Origin of the sequence: Agrobacterium bohemicum, assembly GCF_001562555.1 — a bacterium.
GTDB classification, from domain to species: domain Bacteria; phylum Pseudomonadota; class Alphaproteobacteria; order Rhizobiales; family Rhizobiaceae; genus Agrobacterium; species Agrobacterium bohemicum.
In genome coordinates this window covers 113,384-134,482 of the sequence record NZ_KQ961034.1, presented here as the reverse complement: position 1 = coordinate 134,482, position 21,099 = coordinate 113,384, and the positions used below count along the sequence as shown (strand labels likewise).

Annotated in this window: 23 protein-coding genes; 13 read left to right on the top strand and 10 right to left on the bottom strand. The window is 54.6% G+C overall.

Going from position 1 to position 21,099, the window contains the following annotated elements:
- Positions 1–134 precede the first annotated feature (134 nt).
- From folE to ATO67_RS18570, 3 genes are all read left to right on the top strand, one after another.
- A complete protein-coding gene (folE, locus tag ATO67_RS18580) occupies positions 135–761 on the top strand; it encodes a GTP cyclohydrolase I FolE (protein WP_067652703.1) in 627 nt (208 codons plus the stop codon).
- A 127-nt stretch (positions 762–888) separates the two neighbouring features.
- A complete protein-coding gene (hisI, locus tag ATO67_RS18575; RefSeq protein WP_067652824.1) occupies positions 889–1,362 on the top strand; it encodes a phosphoribosyl-AMP cyclohydrolase in 474 nt (157 codons plus the stop codon).
- 90 nt (positions 1,363–1,452) lie between these two features.
- On the top strand, positions 1,453–2,406 hold the full coding sequence (locus ATO67_RS18570; RefSeq protein WP_067652701.1) for a patatin-like phospholipase family protein: 954 nt from the start codon (positions 1,453–1,455) through the stop codon (positions 2,404–2,406).
- Positions 2,407–2,417: 11 nt separating this feature from the next.
- On the opposite strand, the gene ATO67_RS18565 is transcribed toward ATO67_RS18570, so the two are convergent.
- The gene (locus tag ATO67_RS18565; protein ID WP_067652699.1) at positions 2,418–2,852 is read right to left on the bottom strand and encodes a CBS domain-containing protein; all 435 of its coding nucleotides are present in this window, start codon (positions 2,850–2,852) and stop codon (positions 2,418–2,420) included.
- Positions 2,853–3,008: 156 nt separating this feature from the next.
- Complete coding sequence (locus ATO67_RS18560; RefSeq protein ID WP_067652698.1) at positions 3,009–3,758, bottom strand: rhomboid family intramembrane serine protease; 750 nt, start codon at positions 3,756–3,758, stop codon at positions 3,009–3,011.
- A gap of 231 nt (positions 3,759–3,989) precedes the next feature.
- On the opposite strand from ATO67_RS18560, the gene ATO67_RS18555 reads away from it, so the two are divergent.
- From ATO67_RS18555 to ATO67_RS18545, 3 genes are all read left to right on the top strand, one after another.
- A complete protein-coding gene (locus ATO67_RS18555; RefSeq protein ID WP_067652696.1) occupies positions 3,990–4,547 on the top strand; it encodes a PAS domain-containing protein in 558 nt (185 codons plus the stop codon).
- 92 nt (positions 4,548–4,639) lie between these two features.
- The gene (locus ATO67_RS18550; RefSeq protein WP_067652693.1) at positions 4,640–5,254 is read left to right on the top strand and encodes a PilZ domain-containing protein; all 615 of its coding nucleotides are present in this window, start codon (positions 4,640–4,642) and stop codon (positions 5,252–5,254) included.
- Positions 5,255–5,819: 565 nt separating this feature from the next.
- Positions 5,820–6,431 (top strand): transglutaminase-like cysteine peptidase, encoded by a 612-nt coding sequence (locus ATO67_RS18545; protein ID WP_067652691.1) that lies wholly within the window; start codon positions 5,820–5,822, stop codon positions 6,429–6,431.
- 170 nt (positions 6,432–6,601) lie between these two features.
- On the opposite strand, the gene ATO67_RS18540 is transcribed toward ATO67_RS18545, so the two are convergent.
- Together ATO67_RS18540 and ATO67_RS18535 are read right to left on the bottom strand one after the other, a co-directional pair.
- Positions 6,602–7,036, bottom strand: coding sequence for a DUF1489 family protein (locus tag ATO67_RS18540; protein ID WP_067652822.1), 435 nt, complete (start codon positions 7,034–7,036; stop codon positions 6,602–6,604).
- A gap of 55 nt (positions 7,037–7,091) precedes the next feature.
- Entirely contained in the window at positions 7,092–8,495 is a 1,404-nt protein-coding gene (locus ATO67_RS18535; protein WP_067652686.1) for an L-serine ammonia-lyase, read from the bottom strand.
- Between the two features lie 667 nt (positions 8,496–9,162).
- On the opposite strand from ATO67_RS18535, the gene ATO67_RS18525 reads away from it, so the two are divergent.
- Entirely contained in the window at positions 9,163–9,516 is a 354-nt protein-coding gene (locus ATO67_RS18525) for a hypothetical protein (RefSeq protein WP_067652682.1), read from the top strand.
- Between the two features lie 7 nt (positions 9,517–9,523).
- Here the strand turns inward: ATO67_RS18525 and ATO67_RS18520 are convergent, their stop codons facing one another.
- The 3 genes from ATO67_RS18520 to ATO67_RS18510 form a co-directional block, all read right to left on the bottom strand.
- Entirely contained in the window at positions 9,524–10,276 is a 753-nt protein-coding gene (locus tag ATO67_RS18520) for a phosphodiester glycosidase family protein (protein ID WP_067652681.1), read from the bottom strand.
- Between the two features lie 185 nt (positions 10,277–10,461).
- Complete coding sequence (locus ATO67_RS18515) at positions 10,462–10,623, bottom strand: entericidin domain-containing protein (RefSeq protein ID WP_067652676.1); 162 nt, start codon at positions 10,621–10,623, stop codon at positions 10,462–10,464.
- Positions 10,624–10,740: 117 nt separating this feature from the next.
- On the bottom strand, positions 10,741–11,637 hold the full coding sequence (locus tag ATO67_RS18510; RefSeq protein ID WP_067652674.1) for a LysR family transcriptional regulator: 897 nt from the start codon (positions 11,635–11,637) through the stop codon (positions 10,741–10,743).
- 218 nt (positions 11,638–11,855) lie between these two features.
- Between ATO67_RS18510 and ATO67_RS18505 the strand changes: the two genes are divergently transcribed.
- Together ATO67_RS18505 and glgX are read left to right on the top strand one after the other, a co-directional pair.
- A complete protein-coding gene (locus ATO67_RS18505) occupies positions 11,856–12,071 on the top strand; it encodes a hypothetical protein (RefSeq protein ID WP_157940896.1) in 216 nt (71 codons plus the stop codon).
- Between the two features lie 123 nt (positions 12,072–12,194).
- Positions 12,195–14,270 carry a glycogen debranching protein GlgX gene (gene glgX, locus ATO67_RS18500; RefSeq protein ID WP_067652672.1) on the top strand — a complete coding sequence of 692 codons (2,076 nt, stop codon included), beginning with the start codon at positions 12,195–12,197 and terminating at the stop codon, positions 14,268–14,270.
- A gap of 51 nt (positions 14,271–14,321) precedes the next feature.
- On the opposite strand, the gene ATO67_RS18495 is transcribed toward glgX, so the two are convergent.
- On the bottom strand, positions 14,322–14,750 hold the full coding sequence (locus ATO67_RS18495) for a response regulator (RefSeq protein ID WP_067652670.1): 429 nt from the start codon (positions 14,748–14,750) through the stop codon (positions 14,322–14,324).
- Between the two features lie 427 nt (positions 14,751–15,177).
- Here ATO67_RS18495 and ATO67_RS18490 point away from each other — a divergent pair, with 427 nt between their 5' ends.
- Positions 15,178–16,179, top strand: coding sequence for a GlxA family transcriptional regulator (locus ATO67_RS18490; RefSeq protein ID WP_425352236.1), 1,002 nt, complete (start codon positions 15,178–15,180; stop codon positions 16,177–16,179).
- Here ATO67_RS18490 and ATO67_RS18485 read toward each other — a convergent pair.
- On the bottom strand, positions 16,176–17,651 hold the full coding sequence (locus ATO67_RS18485; RefSeq protein ID WP_067652666.1) for a bifunctional ADP-dependent NAD(P)H-hydrate dehydratase/NAD(P)H-hydrate epimerase: 1,476 nt from the start codon (positions 17,649–17,651) through the stop codon (positions 16,176–16,178). The genes ATO67_RS18490 and ATO67_RS18485 overlap by 4 nt on opposite strands.
- 349 nt (positions 17,652–18,000) lie before the next feature.
- On the opposite strand from ATO67_RS18485, the gene ATO67_RS18480 reads away from it, so the two are divergent.
- The 3 genes from ATO67_RS18480 (at position 18,001) to hspQ (ending at position 20,292) form a co-directional block, all read left to right on the top strand.
- The gene (locus ATO67_RS18480; RefSeq protein ID WP_007753933.1) at positions 18,001–18,339 is read left to right on the top strand and encodes a P-II family nitrogen regulator; all 339 of its coding nucleotides are present in this window, start codon (positions 18,001–18,003) and stop codon (positions 18,337–18,339) included.
- Positions 18,340–18,404: 65 nt separating this feature from the next.
- Positions 18,405–19,814 (top strand): type I glutamate--ammonia ligase, encoded by a 1,410-nt coding sequence (gene glnA / locus ATO67_RS18475; RefSeq protein WP_067652664.1) that lies wholly within the window; start codon positions 18,405–18,407, stop codon positions 19,812–19,814.
- A 148-nt stretch (positions 19,815–19,962) separates the two neighbouring features.
- Positions 19,963–20,292 (top strand): heat shock protein HspQ, encoded by a 330-nt coding sequence (gene hspQ, locus ATO67_RS18470; protein ID WP_067652662.1) that lies wholly within the window; start codon positions 19,963–19,965, stop codon positions 20,290–20,292.
- 72 nt (positions 20,293–20,364) lie between these two features.
- On the opposite strand, the gene ATO67_RS18465 is transcribed toward hspQ, so the two are convergent.
- A complete protein-coding gene (locus tag ATO67_RS18465; protein ID WP_067652660.1) occupies positions 20,365–21,015 on the bottom strand; it encodes an invasion associated locus B family protein in 651 nt (216 codons plus the stop codon).
- Positions 21,016–21,099 lie beyond the last annotated feature (84 nt).

Genomic DNA, 21,099 nt, shown 5'->3' with positions numbered 1-21,099 from the left:
TCATCCAACACCGAAAAAACGACGACAGACTTGCCAAATTGCCTGAAAACAACCAGATAGCAGGCGCGGGCTTATGTGATTAGACCGTAACCTACGTTCAGGTGTGGCCTTGAACCGCGCCGGGAGACCAAGAGATGGATGCAATCGTGAAGAATTTTCCCGGTGCTGGCACACAAAACGGCACAGCCGGTGTGCGTCCCACCCAGGCTGAAGCCGAGGATGCCGTGCGCGTTCTGTTACGCTGGGCAGGTGATAATCCCAACCGCGAAGGTCTGCTCGACACACCGAAGCGCGTCGCGAAATCCTACCGCGAACTCTTCAGCGGATATGACCTTGACGCCACTGACGTGCTTGGCACGACCTTCGAGGAAGTCGGCGGTTACGACGACATCATTCTGGTGCGGGATATCCCGTTCCATTCGCATTGCGAACACCACATGGTTCCCATCGTCGGCAAGGCGCATGTCGCGTACCTGCCAGCGGGCCGCGTGCTGGGCCTGTCCAAGATTGCACGTGTCGTTGAAATCTATGGTCGCCGCTTGCAGACGCAGGAAACCATGACGGCGCAGATTGCGACCGCGATCGAAACGACATTGAAGCCACGCGGCGTAGCTGTGCTGATCGATGCCGAACATATGTGCATGTCCATGCGCGGTGTTCGCAAGCAGGGTTCAACGACACTGACGACCAGTTTCACCGGCACGTTCAAAACAGAACCTGCCCAGCAGGCACGGTTCATGACCATGGTCTACAGCCGCTGATTCCAGCACCATGTCTAAAGAGCGATGGCGGAAAACCGCCTCGCCTCCAATGCTCCAAGTCTACTCATGAATCTGAATGCTCGAAAGCTATTTAAGCTTTCGGAACATTGCTGCAATGGAGGTTTCCATGTCGTCCACATTTCCCCCCGCCCCTGCGGATAAGGAAACACTCGAATCGGCTGGTTCGTTCTCGCCCAAGTTCGATGCACATGGCCTCGTCACCGCAGTGGTCACGGATGTGAAGGACGGCGAATTGTTGATGGTGGCGCATATGAATGCGCAAGCTCTGTCGTTGACACTCGAAACCGGCATTGCACATTATTACAGCCGCTCTCGCGACAAGATTTGGAAAAAGGGCGAGACGTCAGGCAATCTCCAGACAGTGCAGGAAATCCGCACGGATTGCGATCAGGACGCTGTTTGGCTGAAAGTCTCCGTGGCTGGCCACGATGCGACTTGCCACACGGGCCGACGCTCCTGCTTTTATCGCACCGTCACTCTGGACGGCGACAGGGCGGTGACGACGATTACGGACGATATCAGGCACTTCGACCCAGCAAAAACCTATGGTTTGCCCGGAAATCTCCCCACAAAAGACTGATCTTTTTCGTCCTGTCCCCTTTTGCTACGAATATTATAGGATTTGCGCGTTAGAATGGCGCTTCGTGCATCTGCTTGGGAGTGGACAGAGATGTTGGGTTGGGGACTGAATCGGGAAAATCCGGCGGCAACGGCGAGTTTGGAAAAGATCGAGCAGCAAGCACCTGCCCCGGTACCTCGAATTCCTGCCAACCGTATCGCACTTGCACTCGGTGGTGGTGCGGCACGCGGATGGGCCCATATCGGCGTTTTGCGGGCACTCGATGAGGCTGGCGTCAAAATCGGCATGATCGCAGGTACTTCCATCGGCGCTTTGGTCGGTGGATGCTATCTCGCAGGCAAACTGGACGAACTCGAGGAATTTGCACGGTCTCTCACGATGCGCCGTATCGCGGGCCTGCTGGACCTGACGATTGGCGGCGGCGGCTTGTTTGGTGGCATGCGGCTCACCAAACGCATGCAGGAACACCTCGTCGGCCTCAACATCGAAGATCTCGAACACCCTTTCATCGCAGTCGCGACAGAGCTTAAAAACGGCCATGAAGTATGGGTGCATCAGGGCGATCTGATCACGGCCCTTCGCGCTTCCTACGCACTACCCGGCATTTTCGAGCCGGTTCGCTGCAATGGCAGAACCCTGATAGATGGCGCCCTGGTCAACCCGGTTCCCGTTTCCGTCTGCCGTGCCTACGAACAGACATTGGTGGTGGCGGTGAACCTCAACTACGATATTTTTGGCCGTTCTGCCGTTGTCAAACACAGCGCGGGTGCTTGCAACCAGGAAACCACGGTCAAGGCACCAACCGATCCGTCATCGCGCATTGGGTTGCCCGGCGTCATGGTGCAGGCCTTCAACATTATTCAGGACAGAATTTCGCGTGCCAAGCTGGCGGGCGACCCGCCGGACCTGACGTTGCATCCGCGCATCAACCATATTGGGCTGTCAGAGTTTCACCGCGCCGCCGAATCGATAGAGCGCGGATACGAGGAAACGCGCTCCAGAATACCGGAGCTACAGCGCATGCAGCAGGTTTTTCAGACCTGACGTGAGGTCGCCTATCCGGCAATATACGCCTTGATATGCTCCGCTTCGGCCTCGATTTCGCTGATGCGTGCCTTAACGACGTCACCGATAGAGATGATGCCAACCAACCGGCCATCCGCCTCCACCGGCAAATGCCGAAAACGACCGCCGGTCATGAGTTCCATGAGATCATCAGTGCTTGATCCCTCATGACAGCGGGTGACGTTCTGCGTCATGACATCCGAAACCTTGGTTTGCAAAGCTGCGGACGCATGGGCGGCGATGGCCTTGACCATGTCGCGTTCTGTGAAGATGCCAAGAATGGCACCGGCTTCATCGGTGACGACGACAGCACCGATACGATGCTCATGCAGGGTGATCGCGGCGTCTCCGAGCGACAAATCCGGCCTGACCGTCACGACCTCACGTCCTTTGAGGTCGAGCAGTTCTTTCACAAATATCGCCATATTTCCTCCTGTCCGGCTGATCTCCACACCACGCGGAAGGTCTCCTCCACCACGCAGATGGTTCATTTACACGCTGATGGTGCGCCACGAGATTATGGAAAGCAATGAATTTCCGTGGGCTGAAAAGCTTCAATCGATTAAGACGACCGCAAATTCTCAGCCGCGAATGACGATTTTGCGATCAAACAGGCCGAAGAACAGGAAACCGAGCAGGAAACCAAAAATATGGGCGTCCCAGGCAACCTCGCCACCGACATCCCCCATAAGCGGAATGCCGAAAGCAATGAGCAGATTGCCGAACAACCACATCAGAGTGAAGATGAGGACGGTGCGATTGGACAGGGATTGAAGAATACTTTGCCTCGGCAGCAGGTGTCCGATGGCCGGATGGTAGCCCCCGCCATGCGCTGGAAACACGAAACGGCACGCCGCTCCCATCAGCGCCGACACCACACCGGATGCACCGATCAGCACGGTGGCATCCCCCCAATGGAGGAATGCGTGCCCGAAGGCCGCAACAGCGGCAGACACACACCAGAGCAAAGTGAAACGCAATGTGCCGATCCGGCGCAGAACAGGTGCGCCAAACGCCATCAGCCATAACCCGTTGAAAAGGATATGCTCTATGCCCCCATGTAAAAATGAATAGGTGACAGGCGTCCAGAGCCATTCCATTCCCTGCTGCGACAAGGGCGTGGCATAGCGCAAAGGGATGAAGCCGAAGGTGAAGATAAACCAGCCATAGCCTTCATCGGACAGCACGTAAGTCGAGATGACATGGACCGCGACTAACAGGCAGATAACGGCCACGAGCGCGCCAGGCAGGTTGAAAACCGGCGTTTTCCGACGGACCTCCGGCGGCGCTGCATCATTCGCCTGTGGTATCTCACCCTGGTTGTCCGTCATTGGCCGATTTTCCTTACCGTCGCGTTCCGCATGTTCTCTTGCGAGCAATATAGTAACGCTACCGGAAAAAGAAGCTCCGACGAAACGTCACAGCTGCAACCAATGAAGCCTCCAGGAATTGTGATGACCGAGCGCGTGGCATGAAAATCGCAAGGACATCTTCAGCACCGCAAATGAACGCGGCATCTGTTTCGAATTGGAACAGGTGCCCTGCGGGACGGAGACCATGTCATGAAGACGAATGCAAGCCGGGAGATTTACTCCTATTGGAACGACATAAGAGGTGATCGACCCGCACCTTTGCGCGGTGAGATCGATCCTTCGCAAATTCGTCAAGCACTGCCCGACCTTTTCGTGCTGACCGATCTTGGCGATGACGCACCGATCTTTCGCCTGACCGGTACGCGCCTTTACAATCTTTTCTCCCGCGAATTGCGTAACACGCCCTTTTCAGAGATGTGGCAACCAGATGCGGCCCTTGAAGCATGTCGCATTGCCAATGGCGTGCTCCAACACGAACGACCTGTTATTTTCGACCTCTACGCAGAAAGCGTGAGCGGCCACACGAGCCAGGAGTTCGAAATGCTGCTCTTGCCGCTGGAGGCCGAGGAGCATTTCCCTTCACGCCTGCTTGGGGCTCTCGTATCCGACCCGCCGCTCGCGGATTTCGGCCAACCCTTCCAACCGCTCGAACTGATCCGAAGCAGGCTGCTGGAAACGCCGACGTCTTACGGGCTGTTCAACCAAACGGAATCTTGCGCTTCACTCCACCGATCCGTTTTTTGTTGAGAATAAATGCGAGTATTCGTCGCTGACCAAAGAACGGTCTGTTAACTTGACCATTGTACATGAGAGAGATCATTCCTCTTCATGTGCCACTCATGTTCTCATCTCGGTCAACCACTGTCGCTTACGCTGCTCGTGTCTCTTCGGAGCCGAACTCTGTCGAGGTCGTTTCCGTTGGCCTGTCGGGCCGGTTGATGGTGCCTTCTCAGGAAGAATATGATTGCACCGCAAATGAAATGACCGCCGAGACGGCTCGCATCACATGTTTCGTTCGCCCCAGAAATGGTGATCGCATCATTGCCTATCTCCAGCATATCGGGCGTATCGAAGGCATCGTCAAAGCGCTGACGGCCGATGGCTTCACCATTGCCATCATGGCGACCGAACGCAAGCGTGAGAAACTGGCCGCGCAATTGGCGTGGGTCGCCAAACGTCAGGCTCTCGGCCTGCCGGAAGATCGCCGCCATGACCGACTGACACCGCGCAACCCGATTGCCGATCTCATGCTGAGCGATGGCAATATGACCCAATGCCGCATCATCGACCTTTCGCTTTCAGGCGCCGCTGTCGAGATCGATGTCCGCCCGGCGATGGGCACGAATGTGCGCCTTGGCAACATGGCTGGCCGCATCGTTCGCCATTTCATGGAAGGTGTCGCCATCGAATTCGATTCCGTCCAGTCACGCGATGCGCTGATCGAGTTTCTCTGACACTCCAAAATTTTCGCTCAATATAGCCGGCAGCGCCAAGCGTTAGCCGGTTTTTTTTGTGCCTTCAACTGGCCTCAGACCAAGGCTCATGCACAGTTCTTTCCTGAATCAGCATACGAAAACCCGCAAACAACCTGTGCCATTGTGGGAAAATGAAAATATTTTCGGAAAATAGCAGAAAAAATAGCTTCGAAACGGCACAAATAAGGCAATCAAAGGTGGAAAAATACATCCGTTGATTGATTTTGACGCATAGAAATCACATATAGGGGCGACGAAGTATAGTCAAAGAATAGTTTAAACGTGCCACCACCCCTCAAATTGGCATAGAGCCATTAACCAGTATGCTCCATAAACACAACTTTTACAATAACTTAGAGGAAATTAAGATTGAAATTTCTAATCGAAACGATAAAATTCTAATCAAATTTTCCTCAAATACAGATCAAAACTAGTTTAAATAAAGCGCTGTTTTTCCTAAATTTAACATCGAATTTGAGCGCCGTTATTTGCGCGCGGTCAAAATATCGCTGGCATTCTTCTCCTCACAACGGGGAGACAAGAAATGAAAAAAATCAGCCGTTTCGGATTTTTGATCGCAACATTGATCGCCGGTGCATTTGCGGGACAAGCAGAAGCATCGCCAGCCGCAGCAATGCGCATCATGGGCAAGGCCAACCCGCCGATTGGTCACTATGAATTCTGCCAGACATATCAGAGCGAGTGCCAGCCGACTTCTGCCGACAGAGGCCCGCTGAGACTGACGGAAGAAAACTGGAAGATGATCCTGGACGTGAACTACACGGTCAACACCACGATCACACCAATGACAGATATGGAAATTTACGGCGTTGAAGAACGCTGGGCCTACCCGACGACAGTCGGCGATTGCGAGGATTACGTTCTGCTGAAGCGCAAAATGCTGATGAACAAGGGCATCTCACCATCCGACCTGCTGATCACTGTCGTTCTTCAGCCGAATGGCTCGGGCCACGCGGTTCTCACAGTCCGGACAGACCGTGGCGACTTCATTCTCGATAACCTGCGCAACAAGGTCATGGACTGGTCCGAGACGGAATATACCTACCTGAAACGTCAGGACGCCGCCAATCCGGGCCGCTGGGTCAAGATACAGGATGGTCGCGCTGTGAACGCAGTGGCCGGTATCAATCAATAAGTGAGATTGGATAAGTAGCCCATTCTCAACGCATGCTTATGGCCGGTCAGTTCACCCCGTTGGACCAAACCGCGCCTGGAGCCGGTTCCGTTGCCCCGGACCGGCTCTTTTTTTCTTTTTTTACGAATGTCGTTTTCGCAAAATCGCTGTACACTTTTACGCGACGCGCTTTAGAGCAAGCCCAGTTCAGCCAGTTCGCGACGCAGATCGGACGGCAGATCGTCGGACATCCCAGATCCGCCAAGATCGCGCGGGGCTTCCTCCGTCTTCAGGTAGCGCCAGCCCTGAAAGGGACGTTTGGGCGCAGGCGAGGTTTCGATTACCTCCGGCCCAAGCACCAGGTCGCAACGGCTGATACCGTCTTCCCCCTTGAACGAGCGAACATCAAGAAGCGTTTGACGCGCCTGCACCTGGCCCTTGATGACCCAATAGAGCGAGCCGCCATCCAGCAACTCTTCTGCGCGTTTTGGAAACATGCGAGTGGTGTGGACGCTATGCGGTTCCAGACCCGCTGCAATCGCCGTGAGGGCGCGTCGGGAAACCCACTCCCGCAAATCCTCGATGGAGTCAGCGCCAACGCAAAGCTTGATAAGATTTAGAGACATGCGGCCTATCAAGGCGGTTTCGGCTCTTGCGTCAAGCATTGATAAGTTGTGATATTCAGCATTCCACCACATTAACGGCAAGGCCGCCTGTGGAGGTTTCCTTGTATTTCTCACTCATGTCGTTGCCGGTCTGGCGCATAGTTTCGATGCAGGCATCCAAGGGCACGAAATGCTCGCCGTTCCCTTTCAGCGCAAGCGATGCAGCCGTTACAGCCTTGACCGCGCCAAGCGCGTTGCGCTCGATGCACGGCACCTGAACCAGACCCGCAATGGGATCGCACGTCATGCCGAGGTGGTGTTCGAGCGCAATTTCAGCGGCATTCTCGATTTGAGCGGGAGAACCGCCCATGACCGCCGCCAAACCCGCAGCCGCCATGGCCGCTGCCGACCCAACCTCCCCCTGACAGCCGACCTCTGCGCCGGAAATAGAAGCATTATGCTTGATGATGCCGCCGATGGCCGCAGCCGTCAGTAAGAAGTCTCTGACGTCGTCAACTGTCGCATCGTCATGAAAATGGCGGAAGTAGCGAACAGTCGCCGGCACCACGCCTGCTGCCCCATTGGTGGGGGCCGTCACCACGCGACCGCCGGAGGCATTCTCTTCATTGACCGCCATGGCGTAGACGCTGAGCCAATCATTCGCCAGAAGCGGATTGAGCCGGTTGCTGCGCCATTCGGCATTCAGCTTGTCATGGATGGAGCGTGCACGACGTTTGACATTGAGACCGCCGGGCATGATGCCTTCGCCTTTGAGACCGCGCTCAATGCAGCCGTTCATCGCTTCCCATATCTGGTCAAGCCGCTCGTCCAGTTCCTGACGGGTGATGACCGTCTCTTCATTGGCGCGTTTCATTTGGGCGATCGTGCGGCCTGAACGTTCAGCCATCTCAAGCATCTGATTGGCATTGGCAAAGGGATAGGGAACCTTCGGTCCGTTATCGACGGTTTTACCGCGCTGGCGCATCGCCTCAAGCTCGGTGTCCGTTACCACGAAACCGCCACCGACCGAATAATAGATGCGTGTGAGCAGCATCCGGCCCTGCTTGTCAAAGGCCGAAAAAGTCATGCCATTGGCATGGCCAGGCAGCGGGTTCTTCTTGTCGAAGATCAGATCTTCAGCAGGTCGAAAAACATAAGGTGGATGACCTGGCGGCGAAACCCGGCCGGTTGTTTCGACATCGGCAACGATGCGATCCATCGCATCAGGATCGACCAGATCGGGCCGCTCCCCGTTCAGCCCCAGCACCACCGCGCGACCAGAGCCGTGCCCAATGCCGGTAAAGGCAAGAGAGCCGTGCAGACTGACATTGATGGATGCCACGACGGCGCCTGATGGCCTCGGCCAATCGTCCGACAGAATTGTCTCGAGAAACCGGTTGGCAGCCGACATCGGTCCCATCGTATGCGAACTGGAAGGACCAATACCGATCTTGAACACATCGAAAACCGAAAGAAACATATCTGCCTGCCCTATGTATAGACGTATTGGACCAGTCTAGCCGAACCGGAAAAAACCGCCATGTCAAAATAGGCATGGACTACATCGACTGCGACATGCGGGCGTTACAAACGAAAACAGCACGGTTTCTGGGAAAAACCGTGCTGCAATATCTGAAAATTCAAAGAGAGATTTTTACGGGCTACCAAAAACGTAGGTCAATGCGAGAAAAGCGGCAAAACCTGCAAGTGCGCGAAATGTTACGGCCCAGCAGGATTTCTGTGCGGTTTCGTCCATGATTACTCCAGCGTGTTACTCTCGGGCCGTTCATGCGTCGGCCAGTGGGTGACCATTTATTAAAAACTTGTGACAAACGCAATTGCAAAAAACGGCTAAAGCAAGGCGTATTTGCCCACCTGCCATTCACTCACTGCATAGGTATAATAAAAAACAACGACTTACATGCCCATTTCGAAACAGGGCAGCCCTCACATGCGTCTCATTTTGGACCAAAGTGTAAAGACGGGATGAATTTGTTCATCATGAAGCAGCCAGGTGTGTATAAACCACCGCAAGGGCAGCGTTTTGGACGGATAGATTGTCAGTCATATTGAACACACTCAGCAACTGGATTATCCGGCATCGTGCATATTGGACGAACGTAAACTCCCATAAACGGTGACACATCATGCAGGCCACGCCTTCATCTTTTCCTGACCGCGAAACGGTCGCGTCGAAAATTGCCACCATGACTGAAGAAGATCAGGCTTGGCTGAAGCTGCTGTTGGAAAATGCGCTGCAGGAAGAAAATCTGCTGCAAGGCCTGCACCTGTTTCTGGACCAGCAATCGCAGGCGCGGTTCCTCAACGCCCTCAAGCTTGAAAAATGTGGCGAATGGTTCGGCAATAATGCACCTGCCCGCGTCCAGATCCGCCTTCACGAAGTCTCTAAAAGTAGCCAGCACGCAGCTTTCGCCGCGTTTCGGGCGGGACTGACGAAATCAGGTGGATTGGAAAAGGCCTACCCGAAGGCACCGATCTAACGTCGACTTAATCAGGCACCCTATCGACCACAGCGATGATCGGCCCCATGGGGTGCCACCAGTCCCGCCGCTTGGCGGCGGGTATATCGACGCTGGAAATGCTGCCATCGAGATAAAGCGCGTTTTGTGTATGCAGCCGATCGCGGAACAGCGTAGCGAAATCGTAGAAACGAACGGCATTTTCCGAAATTGCGAAATGCACGATACCATCGCCCGAAACGCCAACGCCGTTGCGGGTGTTCAAACTATCGCTTTCCGGCAGAAATCTCGGATGAAGCTTTCCATCAATGACCAGCATCGGGCCGGACTGCGTGGCAAAATCCGGCTTCATGTTGGCATTGAGATAGGCGCTGGTTTCCAGCACGCCCGCTTTTTTGCCCTCCATGAAGAAGACGCCATTGGGCTGCATATGGAAATTGCCCCAGCCGCCACCGGTGCTGATGGCATTGGTCTCGACACCGTTTTCGATATGAAGACCGACGGGAGACAAATCCCGGTGGTACATGCCGCCATTCATGGCAAAGGTCACGAAGCTGTGCTGCCTCCAGAGCGCAGAAGACAGAGCTTCGAACGAACCGTATGGCTTCCCGCTAACGTGATTCCACTGATAAAGCCGGATATTGCTCTTCGCCGGATCGAAGCTGCAAACCGTGTAGCGCCCGCCCATATGCTCCATAGCCTGACAGAAATCTGGCAGTCCCGCTGCACTCGCGCTTGTCGAGACTAAAAACGGTAGCAGGTATCTAATCAGCTTGCGCATCGTGCCTCGTGGCGAATCGATCTATTTTTCAAAAATGTAAATCGCTGGAGGAAGACGAGAATAAGGCCTTAGAGGACCGGATCACTGGTTTCAGAAAAATGGCTCTAAAAATGTGGCGACCATAAAAAAGCCGACGAGTATATCGCCGGCTTTTTGCAAATTTTGAAAACGTTTAGTTTCAGCGCTTAACGGCGCGCTGCACGATCGACGCTTCGTCCGGCATCCTGTGTGCCATTCACAGTGCCTGCCACATCCTTGCCAACGCCGCGGATCGTGTTACCGCAAGAGCTCAGGGAAACTAGGGCGATAAGAACAGCGGCGGTGGCTGCGAAGAAACGTGTGGACATATTGAAACTCCCCTTAATGCCCGCGCACTCAGCGCAAGCGATCATCTAAATAGCGCGCAGAAAACGCAGAAGATTAAAACCGGTTCCGCATCGCACCAAAAAAATAATATGGCGCGATTACAAAGCCTGCGCGACATCCCTGAAGGCATTGCGAATGCTGTCTGCCACGGCCTGAACCGGACGAGTTGGCTTGTCCGCCAAAATAAGCCGAATGTCGAAACAACCAAGCTCCGGCAAGCCGTCCTTTTCACTCAAAATGACCATGCCGTTCTGCACATAGGATCGCGGCAGCGGAGCAATGGCGAGATCAGCCTCGATCGCCGCTTTTTGCGCCATTGTATGCCCACTGAGATACGCCACACGAAAACGACGATTTTGTTTTTCCAGCGAATTGATCGCTTCGGAGCGCCAGATGCAGCCATCTTCCCAGATGGAGATCGGCAAGGGATCCCGCAAATGCGCGGTGCCGCATTTCGCACCCGCCCAGACAAGTCGTTCCCGCATCAGCACTTCGCCAGTGTCGCGCAGCGGCAAGGACGCACAGTTGACGAGCGCCAGATCAAGCCGCCCTTCATCCATGCGCTTGTAGAGCTGCGAACTGTTATCGATGGTGACATCAACCATGATGGCGGGAAAAACCTCGGCAAATCGCTTGAGGATACCGGGCAGCAAACCACGTTCACCAATATCCTCCGGTGCTCCGAGACGTACGACACCGGAAAGTTCCGGCATAACGAACCGCGCTACCGCTTCATTGGAGAGCGCGATCATTCGCCGCGCATAGGTAAGCAGGGTCTCGCCATGCGCCGTCAGTGTCACAGAGCGCGCATCACGCAGGAAGAGCGTCGTCTTCAACTGCTCCTCAAGCTTCTTGATCTGCATGGAAACTGCCGATGGCGTTCGAAACACCACCTCGGCAGCGGTGGAGAAGTTGCCGGTCTCGGCAATCGCGACAAAGGTTCGCAGGATGTCGTTGTCCAACAAAGGCAGCGGCTGGCGGAAAGAAACTGTCATGAGACATGCCTTCAATTTTTCTGATCAATAGATCGATATCATTTCGTTTGATTGAATGTCAACGATCTCTCATTATTTCCAGACAGACACCGAATGAGTGCGCATGAAACATCACCGATTTCGATTGAATGCATTAAATTCATTTATTTGATTGATGATCAATCCGAGCGCATATCCATTTTGTCTGAAACAAAACGTGGAACATGAAGGAGTTCGAAATGACCACGATAACCCAGTTCAGCCAAAGGCCGCTTCGGTCACGGCTTCATCTCCTGCAATGGCCATCCTGGCTCGCAAGACTTGGCAATGATGCACTTTTGTCATGGCGTAAGAGACAGTCTCTGCGCGCCCTTGAAGCCTTACCCACGGACACATTGAAGGATATTGGATGGCCATCAAGCGACAACAAGCGCATGCGTATCGAAAAGAACTGATCGCTGCATCCTATAGGAAGTATGGCTCGCGAGATCTGATCTTGGCGAGCCATTTTTTTGCACTGCGGAACAAATACCCTGCCACCACATTTCCCCCTGCCCCAATCAAGCACGAGGATATCCATGGCCCAGTTCGGTTCCAGCATTTTACCCGGCGACTTCACCCGTCTCGGTGCGAATTTCGACGATGACGGCGTTAATTTTGCAATTTTCAGTGCCCATGCGGAACGGGTCGAACTGTGCCTCTTTGACGATAGCGGAAAGAACGAGATTGAGCGTATAACGTTGCCGGAGTTCACCAATGAAATCTGGCATGGCTATATTCCCGGCCTGAAACCCGGTGCGCTCTATGGATATCGCGTTCACGGCCCCTACGACCCGGAGAACGGTCACCGCTTCAATCCCAACAAATTGCTGGTCGACCCCTACGCACGCGAACTTGTTGGAGACATTGAATGGGGAACCGAACAGTTCGGCTACAAGCTGGACGCCGAAGACAAAGACCTCTCCTTCGATGAGAGCGACAGCGCCGCCAAGATGCCGAAGTGCCGTGTTATCGATCCCAACGACTATGATTGGGGCAACGACAAAAAGCCTGACGTTTCGTGGTCCAAGACGATTTTCTACGAGACTCACGTCAAGGGCTTCACCAAGCTGCACCCATCCGTGCCAGAGAGTTTGCGTGGCACCTATGAGGGTCTCGGCCACAAGGACATCGTGGATTACATCAAGAGCCTCGGCGTAACCTCCGTCGAACTTCTGCCGATCCATTCTTTCCCAGACGATTCGCACCTGCTGGAAAAAGGCCTGAAGAACTTCTGGGGTTATAACTCGCTCGGCTTCTTCTCTCCCGCATCACGCTATTATGGTCCCAAGGGCATGGCTGGCTTCCGCGATATGGTGCGGGCCTTCCATGATGGCGGTATCGAGGTCATTCTCGACGTGGTCTATAACCACACCGCTGAAGGCAACGAGCTTGGACCAACCCTTTCGTTCAAGGGTATCGACAACTTCTCCTATTACCGCACCATGCCGGACAAGCCGCGTTATTACATAAACGACACCGGCACCGGTAATACGGTCAACACCTCCCACCCGCGTGTCCTTCAACTGGTGACGGACTCTCTACGGTACTGGGCCGAGGATATGCATATTGATGGCTTCCGCTTCGATCTCGGCACTATTCTTGGCCGTGAGCCGGAAGGCTTCGATCAGCGTAGCGGCTTTTTCGATGCTGTCGGTCAGGACCCTGTTCTTTCCAAGTTGAAACTGGTTGGCGAGCCATGGGACATCGGACCCGGCGGTTATCAGGTCGGCGGCTTTCCTCCCGGTTGGGCGGAATGGAACGACAAGTACCGCGATACGGTGCGCGAATACTGGAAGGACGAGGACGGCACTGCCGGTGATTTCGCCGCTCGTGTGTTGGGTTCCGGCGATGTTTACGATCTCCGCGGCCGCCGACCATGGTCGAGCGTGAACTTTATTACCGCGCATGACGGCTTCACCCTGAACGACCTCGTCTCCTACAATGAGAAGCATAACGATGCGAACGGCGAGGACAACAAGGACGGCCACGGTGACAACCGTAGTTTCAACTATGGTGTCGAAGGCCCGACCGACGACGACAATATCAACGCCGTACGCGATCGTCAGAAGCGCAATTTCCTTGCTACTCTATTGCTTTCACATGGCACGCCGATGCTGCTGGCAGGCGATGAGTTCGGCCGCAGCCAGATGGGCAACAACAACGGCTATTGCCAGGACAGCGATCTGAGTTGGGTTCATTGGGAAAACTTGCCCGACAGCGCGGAAACGTTGCGAGCCTTCACCACCAGGCTGATCGAGTTGCGTCAGGCGCATTCGATCCTCAGACGTGAGAACTGGCGTGACGGCACACACGCAACATGGCTCAACCCAGGCGGCGGCGAACAGACTAAGGAACAGTGGGAGGATCTTGGCAGCACGTCGCTCGGCCTGCGCCTGACGCGTGACAAACAGGATGACGCAGAGGAGTGGCAAGACGTCTTGATCCTGTTCAATCCATATGACGGTGCCGTCGAGTTCAAACTGCCTGACGCCGACCATGGCTGGATGACGGAACTGACGACCGCAGACCCGCAGGCAACCACCAACAATATTGCCAACGGGGAAATCTACACCGCCGAAGGCCGCAGCCTCGTCTTGCTGCGCGCCGCTTGAGACAGCATCAAAACAAAAAACGCCGGAGGAAACTCCGGCGTTTTTTGCGTTTCAAGGCTGGCTGAACTGCATTCCCGCTACGAGGATGCTGCGCTTTTTCCTTGTTTTTGCTTTGCTGGAAATGGCAGCGCGAAGAGCAAAGAAGATATCGTCGAAGTGGTAGGGTTTGCTGAAGAAGCGGACGTCATCCGGCAAATCCAGCGCGTCTGGCGCATGTCCCCCGGAAGTGACGATGACTGGAATATGCTCCTGACATGTTTCGAGCATGCGGATCAGATCTAGGCCAGACAACCCGCCTGGCATATCGATGTCGGTTATAACGGCGGAAATATGTGGCACCTTGCCGATGATGGCGACCGCCTCCAACACGTTCGACGCTTCCAGAACGGTATAACCCGCTTCTTCCAGAGCATCCGTCAGCGCAAATCTGATGATCGGTTCGTCTTCTACGACCAGTACGGTCAGGCCAGCTTCATGCATACGCAATACTCCGCTTAAAGGCACCGGACAGGAAACGCATCCCGCTTGCACGAACCGCGTTTCCGAAACGAATGAAGGAGCGGCGATATCAAGATGTCCGCCTCTTCCGTTACGTCAACAGAACGCGCAATCGGCAATATCGCTCAGAGGCTGCGCTTAAAAATTGAAAACAATATTAATAAAATGCAAAACATCAGTTTTAGCTCATAGATGCGACCTTGTTTAGCCGCAACTGAATTGACGTATATCAAAAGCAGCGCACGCTCACGTTTCTTTGACAGCAGAACATCAACGTCGTATCTTGCTCCGAAACCGTCGTAAATGAGATATACAGCGGAACATTTCCAAGCAAGGAATTGTGTTTCCGCAATGGAGCATGGTCGCCGTGAGCAAAACTCCTCCTAAGAAGCGTCTCGTTGTTTTTTTTATGGTTCCGCAGTTCACTATGCTGCCCTTCGCGGCTGCGGTAGAAACGCTTCGAATTGCTAACCGAATGCTGGGCTATCCCGCTTACGAATGGCGGCTCGCATCCGTCGATGGCCAGAAGGTCGCCTCTTCCAACGGCATCGCACTGGACGCCAGTACGTCTCTCGCGGATGAGCGAAAATATGTCAGCGGTGAGAACCGACCCAGCATGGTGCTGATCTGTTCCGGTATCGACATCGAGCAATACAGCAACAAGTCGGTCAATGCCTGGCTGCGTGAGGCCAACAATCGCGGCATTGCCGTCGGCAGCCTCTGTACGGGCGCACATGTGCTGGCCCAGGCAGGCCTGCTGAATGGCAAGCGCTGTGCGATCCATTGGGAAAACCTGCCGGGCTTTTCCGAAGCCTTCCCGCAGGTCGAAGTCTATGCCGACCTCTACGAGGTCGATGGCAACATCTACACCTGCGCCGGAGGCACCGCCTCCCTGGACATGATGCTCAATCTGATTGGCCAGGATTTCGGTGAAAACCTCGTCAACCGTGTGTGCGAACAGCAACTGACGGACCGGGTGCGTAACCCGCAGGACCGACAGCGCCTGCCGCTGCGCGCCCGTCTTGGCGTGCAGAACGACAAGGTTCTCTCAATCATCGAACTGATGGAAAGCAATCTATCCGAACCGCTGTCCCTGCTCGACATCGCAGATGACGCGGACCTTTCACGCCGACAGGTGGAGCGGCTTTTCCGTCAGGAGATGGGGCGCTCTCCTGCCCGTTACTATCTGGAAATCCGGCTGGACCGGGCGCGTCATTTGCTGGTGCAATCCGCCATGCCCGTGGTGGAAGTGGCCGTTGCATGCGGTTTCGTTTCAGCTTCGCACTTCTCGAAGTGTTATCGCGAAATCTACAATCGCACTCCGCAACAGGAACGTGCGGAGCGCAAACTGGTGATGAGCGCATCACGCATGGCCGCTGCCGTCCCCAGCCAGGGAAAGCCCGTCCATTAAGGTTGAAAAGGACGAACCGCCGCAGCCAGATCTTCGGCGGTCATTCCAGGCCCAAGTTCCCGCGCGATTTTCCCATGCAGCCATACAGCGGCAGCGGCCGCTTCAAAGGCTGGAACGTGCTGCGCCAGAAAACCACCCGCAATGCCTGCCAGCACATCCCCTGAACCGGCAGTGGCGAGGTACGACGGAGCATTGGCGTTCACCGCCGCGCGTCCATCAGGCGCAGCTATCACCGTATCTGCACCCTTATAAACGATGACGGCGTTGCTGAGCGCCGCAGCGGCCTGCGCTTTTTCGACTTTGCTGAGGTTCGAATCTGCCGCGATTTCTGGAAACAAACGACCAAATTCGCCCTCATGTGGCGTGAGAATGCGTGGAGCATCGCTGGCAAACAGATCGAAAAGCTGCTGCGGCCGATCCCTAAATGCGGTGATACCATCGGCATCCAGTACGAGAGCTTTGTCTTTCAAAAGTGAAACGAAACCACGCGCCTTTTCGACATCACCGAAGCCCGGACCGAGAACATATGTGCCGTGCCGCTTATCATCTCGCCAAGCTAACAACTGCTCTTCGCTGTCCATGGCCGATACCATGACGGCCGTGAGCGTTGTTGAAAGGACTGGTATTGCCTCATGCGGCGCTGCGATCGTAACGATACCTGCACCGGCGCGAAAACCTGCAATCGCCGCCATCCGCGCCGCGCCTGTTGCATGAGAGGGGCCGGAAAACACCGTCAGGTGTCCCCGCTTGAACTTGTGGGTGTCTTCGTCGCGTTTGGAGAAGGCATCCATCCATTGGGCAGGATGATTTTCAACGATCAACCCGCAATACTCTCTCAGAATTCGATGCGGAATGCCGATATCGAAAACTTCGACTGAGCCGCAGAGCGTGCGGCCCGGCATCAAAACATGACCCGGCTTGCGCGCCATGAATGTCACGGTAACCTGTGAATGAAATGCGCGCCCGAGCGGAACACCGCGCCGTCCGCAAAGCCCGGACGGCAGATCGATGGCGATAACGGGAATGCCGGCGGTCTCGACTCTGTCGATCACGGCGTCCACACCATCAGGGACATCGCGAGACAGGCCCGCGCCGAAAATGGCGTCGATCACCACGTCGCCAGCTTGTGGACGGTAGTGATCAAGCGGCTCCGAGGATATCTCCAACGCGTCGAAAGCCTGCTTTGCGACGCCTTTCAGCTTTGCCACATCGCCAAACACGTAAACGGCAACATCGGCACTGCTCTCCAACAAAGCCCGCGCCGCCACGAACCCGTCACCGCCATTTTTGCCGATGCCACAAAGGGCAACATAACGGATGGCCTGTGGATAATGTTTGAGCGCGGATGCGGCAACCGCCTGTCCCGCTCGCTCCATCAGCGACGCGATGGAAATGCCGCTTTTTTCTGCAGCAGTGTCGATGCGATTCATCGCGATAGGGTCAATCAAAGCGTGTCTGGTGGTGAATGTCATGAAGGCAATTCAGCGCAAAATCTTACAAAAGGCAATCGACGCAAAATTAGGCATAACGAAGTGCATAAAATAAGGTCAAATGAGCAAAAAATAGCCACTCATATCCGTGACCATGCGCCATGAGAGCAGGTTGGAGATTTGGCAAAATCGTGAAAAAATCATCGTGCCTGTTCATCAGAACGCTATTTTAGTTCACGAAAACAGGGGAAGACGTGCCAAAATTAGCTTCGCACAACCATTTTTCGAAGTTTTTTTATTCAAAGCGGCTTCCGATCTGGCACGATACGTGCATTCTTGTGACAGAGCGGAACTGACCGCTTTAACGGAATAAGCGGAGAGATATTTTCTCATGAAAAAGATCGAAGCGATCATTAAGCCTTTCAAGCTCGACGAAGTGAAGGAAGCCCTTCAGGAAGTCGGACTTCAGGGAATAACGGTTACGGAAGCTAAGGGCTTTGGTCGTCAAAAAGGCCATACGGAACTCTATCGCGGCGCAGAATATGTCGTAGACTTTCTGCCGAAGGTAAAAGTCGAAGTCGTGCTCGCGGATGAAAATGCGGATGCCGTGATTGAGGCCATTCGCAACGCGGCCCAGACAGGCCGTATCGGCGACGGAAAGATTTTTGTTTCCAACGTCGAAGAAGTCATTCGTATCCGTACGGGTGAAACAGGCGTCGACGCCATATAAAAAGACTGAACCCGGGAAAGCCGGGGCTTCACCTTGTTATCAAAACACTCAAGGAAAAGTTTCAAATGACGACCGCAAACGATATTCTGAAGCAGATCAAGGACAACGACGTCAAGTTCGTAGACCTGCGCTTTACCGACCCCAAGGGCAAGCTGCAGCATGTCACGATGGACATTGCCTGCGTGGATGAAGACATGTTCGCCGATGGCGTCATGTTCGATGGCTCCTCCATCGGCGGCTGGAAGGCCATCAACGAGTCAGACATGGTGCTGATGCCAGACACGGCAACCGTTCACATGGACCCGTTTTTCGCCCAGTCCACAATGGTCATTCTCTGTGACATTCTCGACCCTGTCTCGGGCGAAGCCTACAATCGCGACCCACGCGGCACCGCCAAGAAGGCCGAAGCCTATCTCAAGGCATCCGGTATCGGCGATACGATCTTCGTCGGCCCCGAGCCTGAATTTTTCGTCTTCGATGACGTGAAGTACAAGGCCGATCCATACAACACCGGCTTCAAGCTGGATTCGTCCGAGCTGCCGTCCAACGACGACACCGACTATGAAACCGGCAACCTTGGCCACCGTCCCCGCGTCAAGGGCGGCTATTTCCCAGTTCCGCCAGTCGACAGCCTCCAGGACATGCGCTCCGAAATGCTGACCGTGCTCGGCGAAATGGGCGTTGTCGTTGAAAAGCATCACCACGAAGTCGCAGCCGCACAGCATGAGCTAGGTGTGAAGTTCGACACGCTGGTGCGCAACGCCGACAAGATGCAGATCTACAAATATGTCGTGCATCAGGTGGCCAACGCCTACGGCAAGACAGCAACCTTCATGCCAAAGCCAATCTTCGGCGATAACGGTTCGGGCATGCACGTTCACCAGTCCATCTGGAAGGGCGGCAAGCCGACCTTCGCTGGTGATGAATATGCAGGCCTGTCCGAGAGCTGCCTGTACTACATCGGCGGCATCATCAAGCATGCCAAGGCAATCAACGCCTTCACCAACCCGACGACCAACTCCTATAAGCGTCTGGTGCCAGGCTACGAAGCACCGGTTCTGCTGGCCTACTCCGCCCGCAACCGCTCTGCCTCGTGCCGCATTCCTTTCGGCTCCAACCCGAAGGCAAAGCGCGTCGAAGTCCGCTTCCCTGACCCAGCCCAGAACCCTTATCTCGGCTTTGCCGCGATGCTGATGGCTGGCCTTGATGGCATCAAGAACAAGATCCATCCTGGCAAGCCGATGGACAAGGATCTCTACGATCTGCCGCCGAAGGAACTAAAGAAGATTCCAACGGTGTGCGGTTCGTTGCGTGAAGCACTCGACAGCCTCGACAAGGATCGCAAGTTCCTGACCGCTGGCGGCGTCTTCGATGACGACCAGATCGATGCCTTCATCGAACTGAAGATGCATGAAGTCATGCGCTTCGAAATGACACCGCATCCTGTCGAATTCGACATGTACTACTCGGCTTGATCGAGAAAACAAAAAAGGCGCCTTTCGGGGCGCCTTTCTTTTTGCTTAGCCTATTGCCGAGTGACTGAAGAAAATGCGGGATCGACACCAAATATCTTGATATTTTCCATTCAGACCCCAAATTGTGTTGGGAAAGGATGTGCATGCCATGAAACAAAGAGACGCAAAATTTACCATTGGCGAGGTTGTTCGTCACAAGGTGTTTCCGTTCCGCGGTGTGGTATTCGACGTGGACCCGGAATATGCAAACACCGAAGAGTGGTGGAACGCCATTCCGCAGGACATACGCCCGGATCGCGACCAGCCGTTTTATCACCTGCTGGCAGAAAACGATGACACCGAGTATGTCGCCTACGTGTCGGAGCAGAACCTCGTTCATGACGAGAGTGACCAGCCGCTTCGCAACCCCAATATTTCCCGCATATTCGACACCACTCCCAATGGTGAGCTGCGGGCGAAGTCAGCAATGACGCATTGATCTACTGAACGAACATATAGACAACAAAAAACCGGCCTGAAATTTCAAGCCGGTTTTTTATTGTCTGAATGATTAGTTTGCAGGCTTGGACTTTGCAGCGTCCTGAGCGGCTTCGAGCTTCTTGCGAGCTTCTTCAGCCTTCTTCTGCATGCCTTCCTGCAACGAACGCTGGCTTTCTGCAAGCTGGGACTGCGTGATAGGCTGGCCATCATAAGCACCGGTGAAGCCGGACAGGGCAATCTTAATCGGGTTTGGCGCGCGACGGAAGTTGATGGAGGTGAACACGATCTCCGTGCCCTTCTTCATGCTGGCAATCATCGCATCCGTCAGAGGTACTTCAGCCGTGCACTTGTCTGGAAGGCAAACAGCGTAATCCAGCTTCTGGCCCTTGGCACCATCGATCTGCATCATCACGCCGGGTGGCAGAAGACGCGCCGTTGGTACGGAAACCTGAAGCAGCTTGCGGTTGACCTTGCCTTCGACGCTGATGAGGCCGACAGCCGTGATCATCTGGCCGTTCTGCGCGAGAACAACGTTCTGCACGACGCAAACATCATTGTCTTCCTGCTTGCTGCATGTCTTGAACCAGCCGAGCGGTGGTGCGCCAGCGCCTCCGGCAGCCGCCTGCTGGGCCTGCGACACGACAGGTGCAGACACGGCACCCAGAGAAACAACAACAGCAGCCAAGGCTGCGCGGGTGATTGTGTTTGCGGTTGGCATCATAACAGTTCCGTCTCCTAAATTTTTATGTGAAGCAGAACGGTACGAACTGCTTAACATCACCGGTATCCGTCTGCCCGTTCCACT

What these genes read in the sequence shown, in the direction of transcription:
- ATO67_RS18560 (WP_067652698.1), bottom strand. Translation starts at nt 3,758, where the DNA reads ATGACGGACAACCAGGGTGAGATACCACAGGCGAATGATGCAGCGCCG.
- ATO67_RS18555 (WP_067652696.1), top strand. Translation starts at nt 3,990, where the DNA reads ATGAAGACGAATGCAAGCCGGGAGATTTACTCCTATTGGAACGACATA.
- glgX (WP_067652672.1), top strand. Translation starts at nt 12,195, where the DNA reads ATGGCCCAGTTCGGTTCCAGCATTTTACCCGGCGACTTCACCCGTCTC.
- ATO67_RS18505 (WP_157940896.1), top strand. Translation starts at nt 11,856, where the DNA reads ATGACCACGATAACCCAGTTCAGCCAAAGGCCGCTTCGGTCACGGCTT.
- ATO67_RS18510 (WP_067652674.1), bottom strand. Translation starts at nt 11,637, where the DNA reads ATGACAGTTTCTTTCCGCCAGCCGCTGCCTTTGTTGGACAACGACATC.
- folE (WP_067652703.1), top strand. Translation starts at nt 135, where the DNA reads ATGGATGCAATCGTGAAGAATTTTCCCGGTGCTGGCACACAAAACGGC.
- ATO67_RS18520 (WP_067652681.1), bottom strand. Translation starts at nt 10,276, where the DNA reads ATGCGCAAGCTGATTAGATACCTGCTACCGTTTTTAGTCTCGACAAGC.
- ATO67_RS18550 (WP_067652693.1), top strand. Translation starts at nt 4,640, where the DNA reads ATGTTCTCATCTCGGTCAACCACTGTCGCTTACGCTGCTCGTGTCTCT.
- ATO67_RS18515 (WP_067652676.1), bottom strand. Translation starts at nt 10,623, where the DNA reads ATGTCCACACGTTTCTTCGCAGCCACCGCCGCTGTTCTTATCGCCCTA.
- ATO67_RS18540 (WP_067652822.1), bottom strand. Translation starts at nt 7,036, where the DNA reads ATGTCTCTAAATCTTATCAAGCTTTGCGTTGGCGCTGACTCCATCGAG.
- ATO67_RS18565 (WP_067652699.1), bottom strand. Translation starts at nt 2,852, where the DNA reads ATGGCGATATTTGTGAAAGAACTGCTCGACCTCAAAGGACGTGAGGTC.
- ATO67_RS18570 (WP_067652701.1), top strand. Translation starts at nt 1,453, where the DNA reads ATGTTGGGTTGGGGACTGAATCGGGAAAATCCGGCGGCAACGGCGAGT.
- hspQ (WP_067652662.1), top strand. Translation starts at nt 19,963, where the DNA reads ATGAAACAAAGAGACGCAAAATTTACCATTGGCGAGGTTGTTCGTCAC.
- hisI (WP_067652824.1), top strand. Translation starts at nt 889, where the DNA reads ATGTCGTCCACATTTCCCCCCGCCCCTGCGGATAAGGAAACACTCGAA.
- ATO67_RS18545 (WP_067652691.1), top strand. Translation starts at nt 5,820, where the DNA reads ATGAAAAAAATCAGCCGTTTCGGATTTTTGATCGCAACATTGATCGCC.
- ATO67_RS18485 (WP_067652666.1), bottom strand. Translation starts at nt 17,651, where the DNA reads ATGACATTCACCACCAGACACGCTTTGATTGACCCTATCGCGATGAAT.
- ATO67_RS18480 (WP_007753933.1), top strand. Translation starts at nt 18,001, where the DNA reads ATGAAAAAGATCGAAGCGATCATTAAGCCTTTCAAGCTCGACGAAGTG.
- ATO67_RS18490 (WP_425352236.1), top strand. Translation starts at nt 15,178, where the DNA reads ATGGTTCCGCAGTTCACTATGCTGCCCTTCGCGGCTGCGGTAGAAACG.
- glnA (WP_067652664.1), top strand. Translation starts at nt 18,405, where the DNA reads ATGACGACCGCAAACGATATTCTGAAGCAGATCAAGGACAACGACGTC.
- ATO67_RS18465 (WP_067652660.1), bottom strand. Translation starts at nt 21,015, where the DNA reads ATGATGCCAACCGCAAACACAATCACCCGCGCAGCCTTGGCTGCTGTT.
- ATO67_RS18525 (WP_067652682.1), top strand. Translation starts at nt 9,163, where the DNA reads ATGCAGGCCACGCCTTCATCTTTTCCTGACCGCGAAACGGTCGCGTCG.
- ATO67_RS18495 (WP_067652670.1), bottom strand. Translation starts at nt 14,750, where the DNA reads ATGCATGAAGCTGGCCTGACCGTACTGGTCGTAGAAGACGAACCGATC.
- ATO67_RS18535 (WP_067652686.1), bottom strand. Translation starts at nt 8,495, where the DNA reads ATGTTTCTTTCGGTTTTCGATGTGTTCAAGATCGGTATTGGTCCTTCC.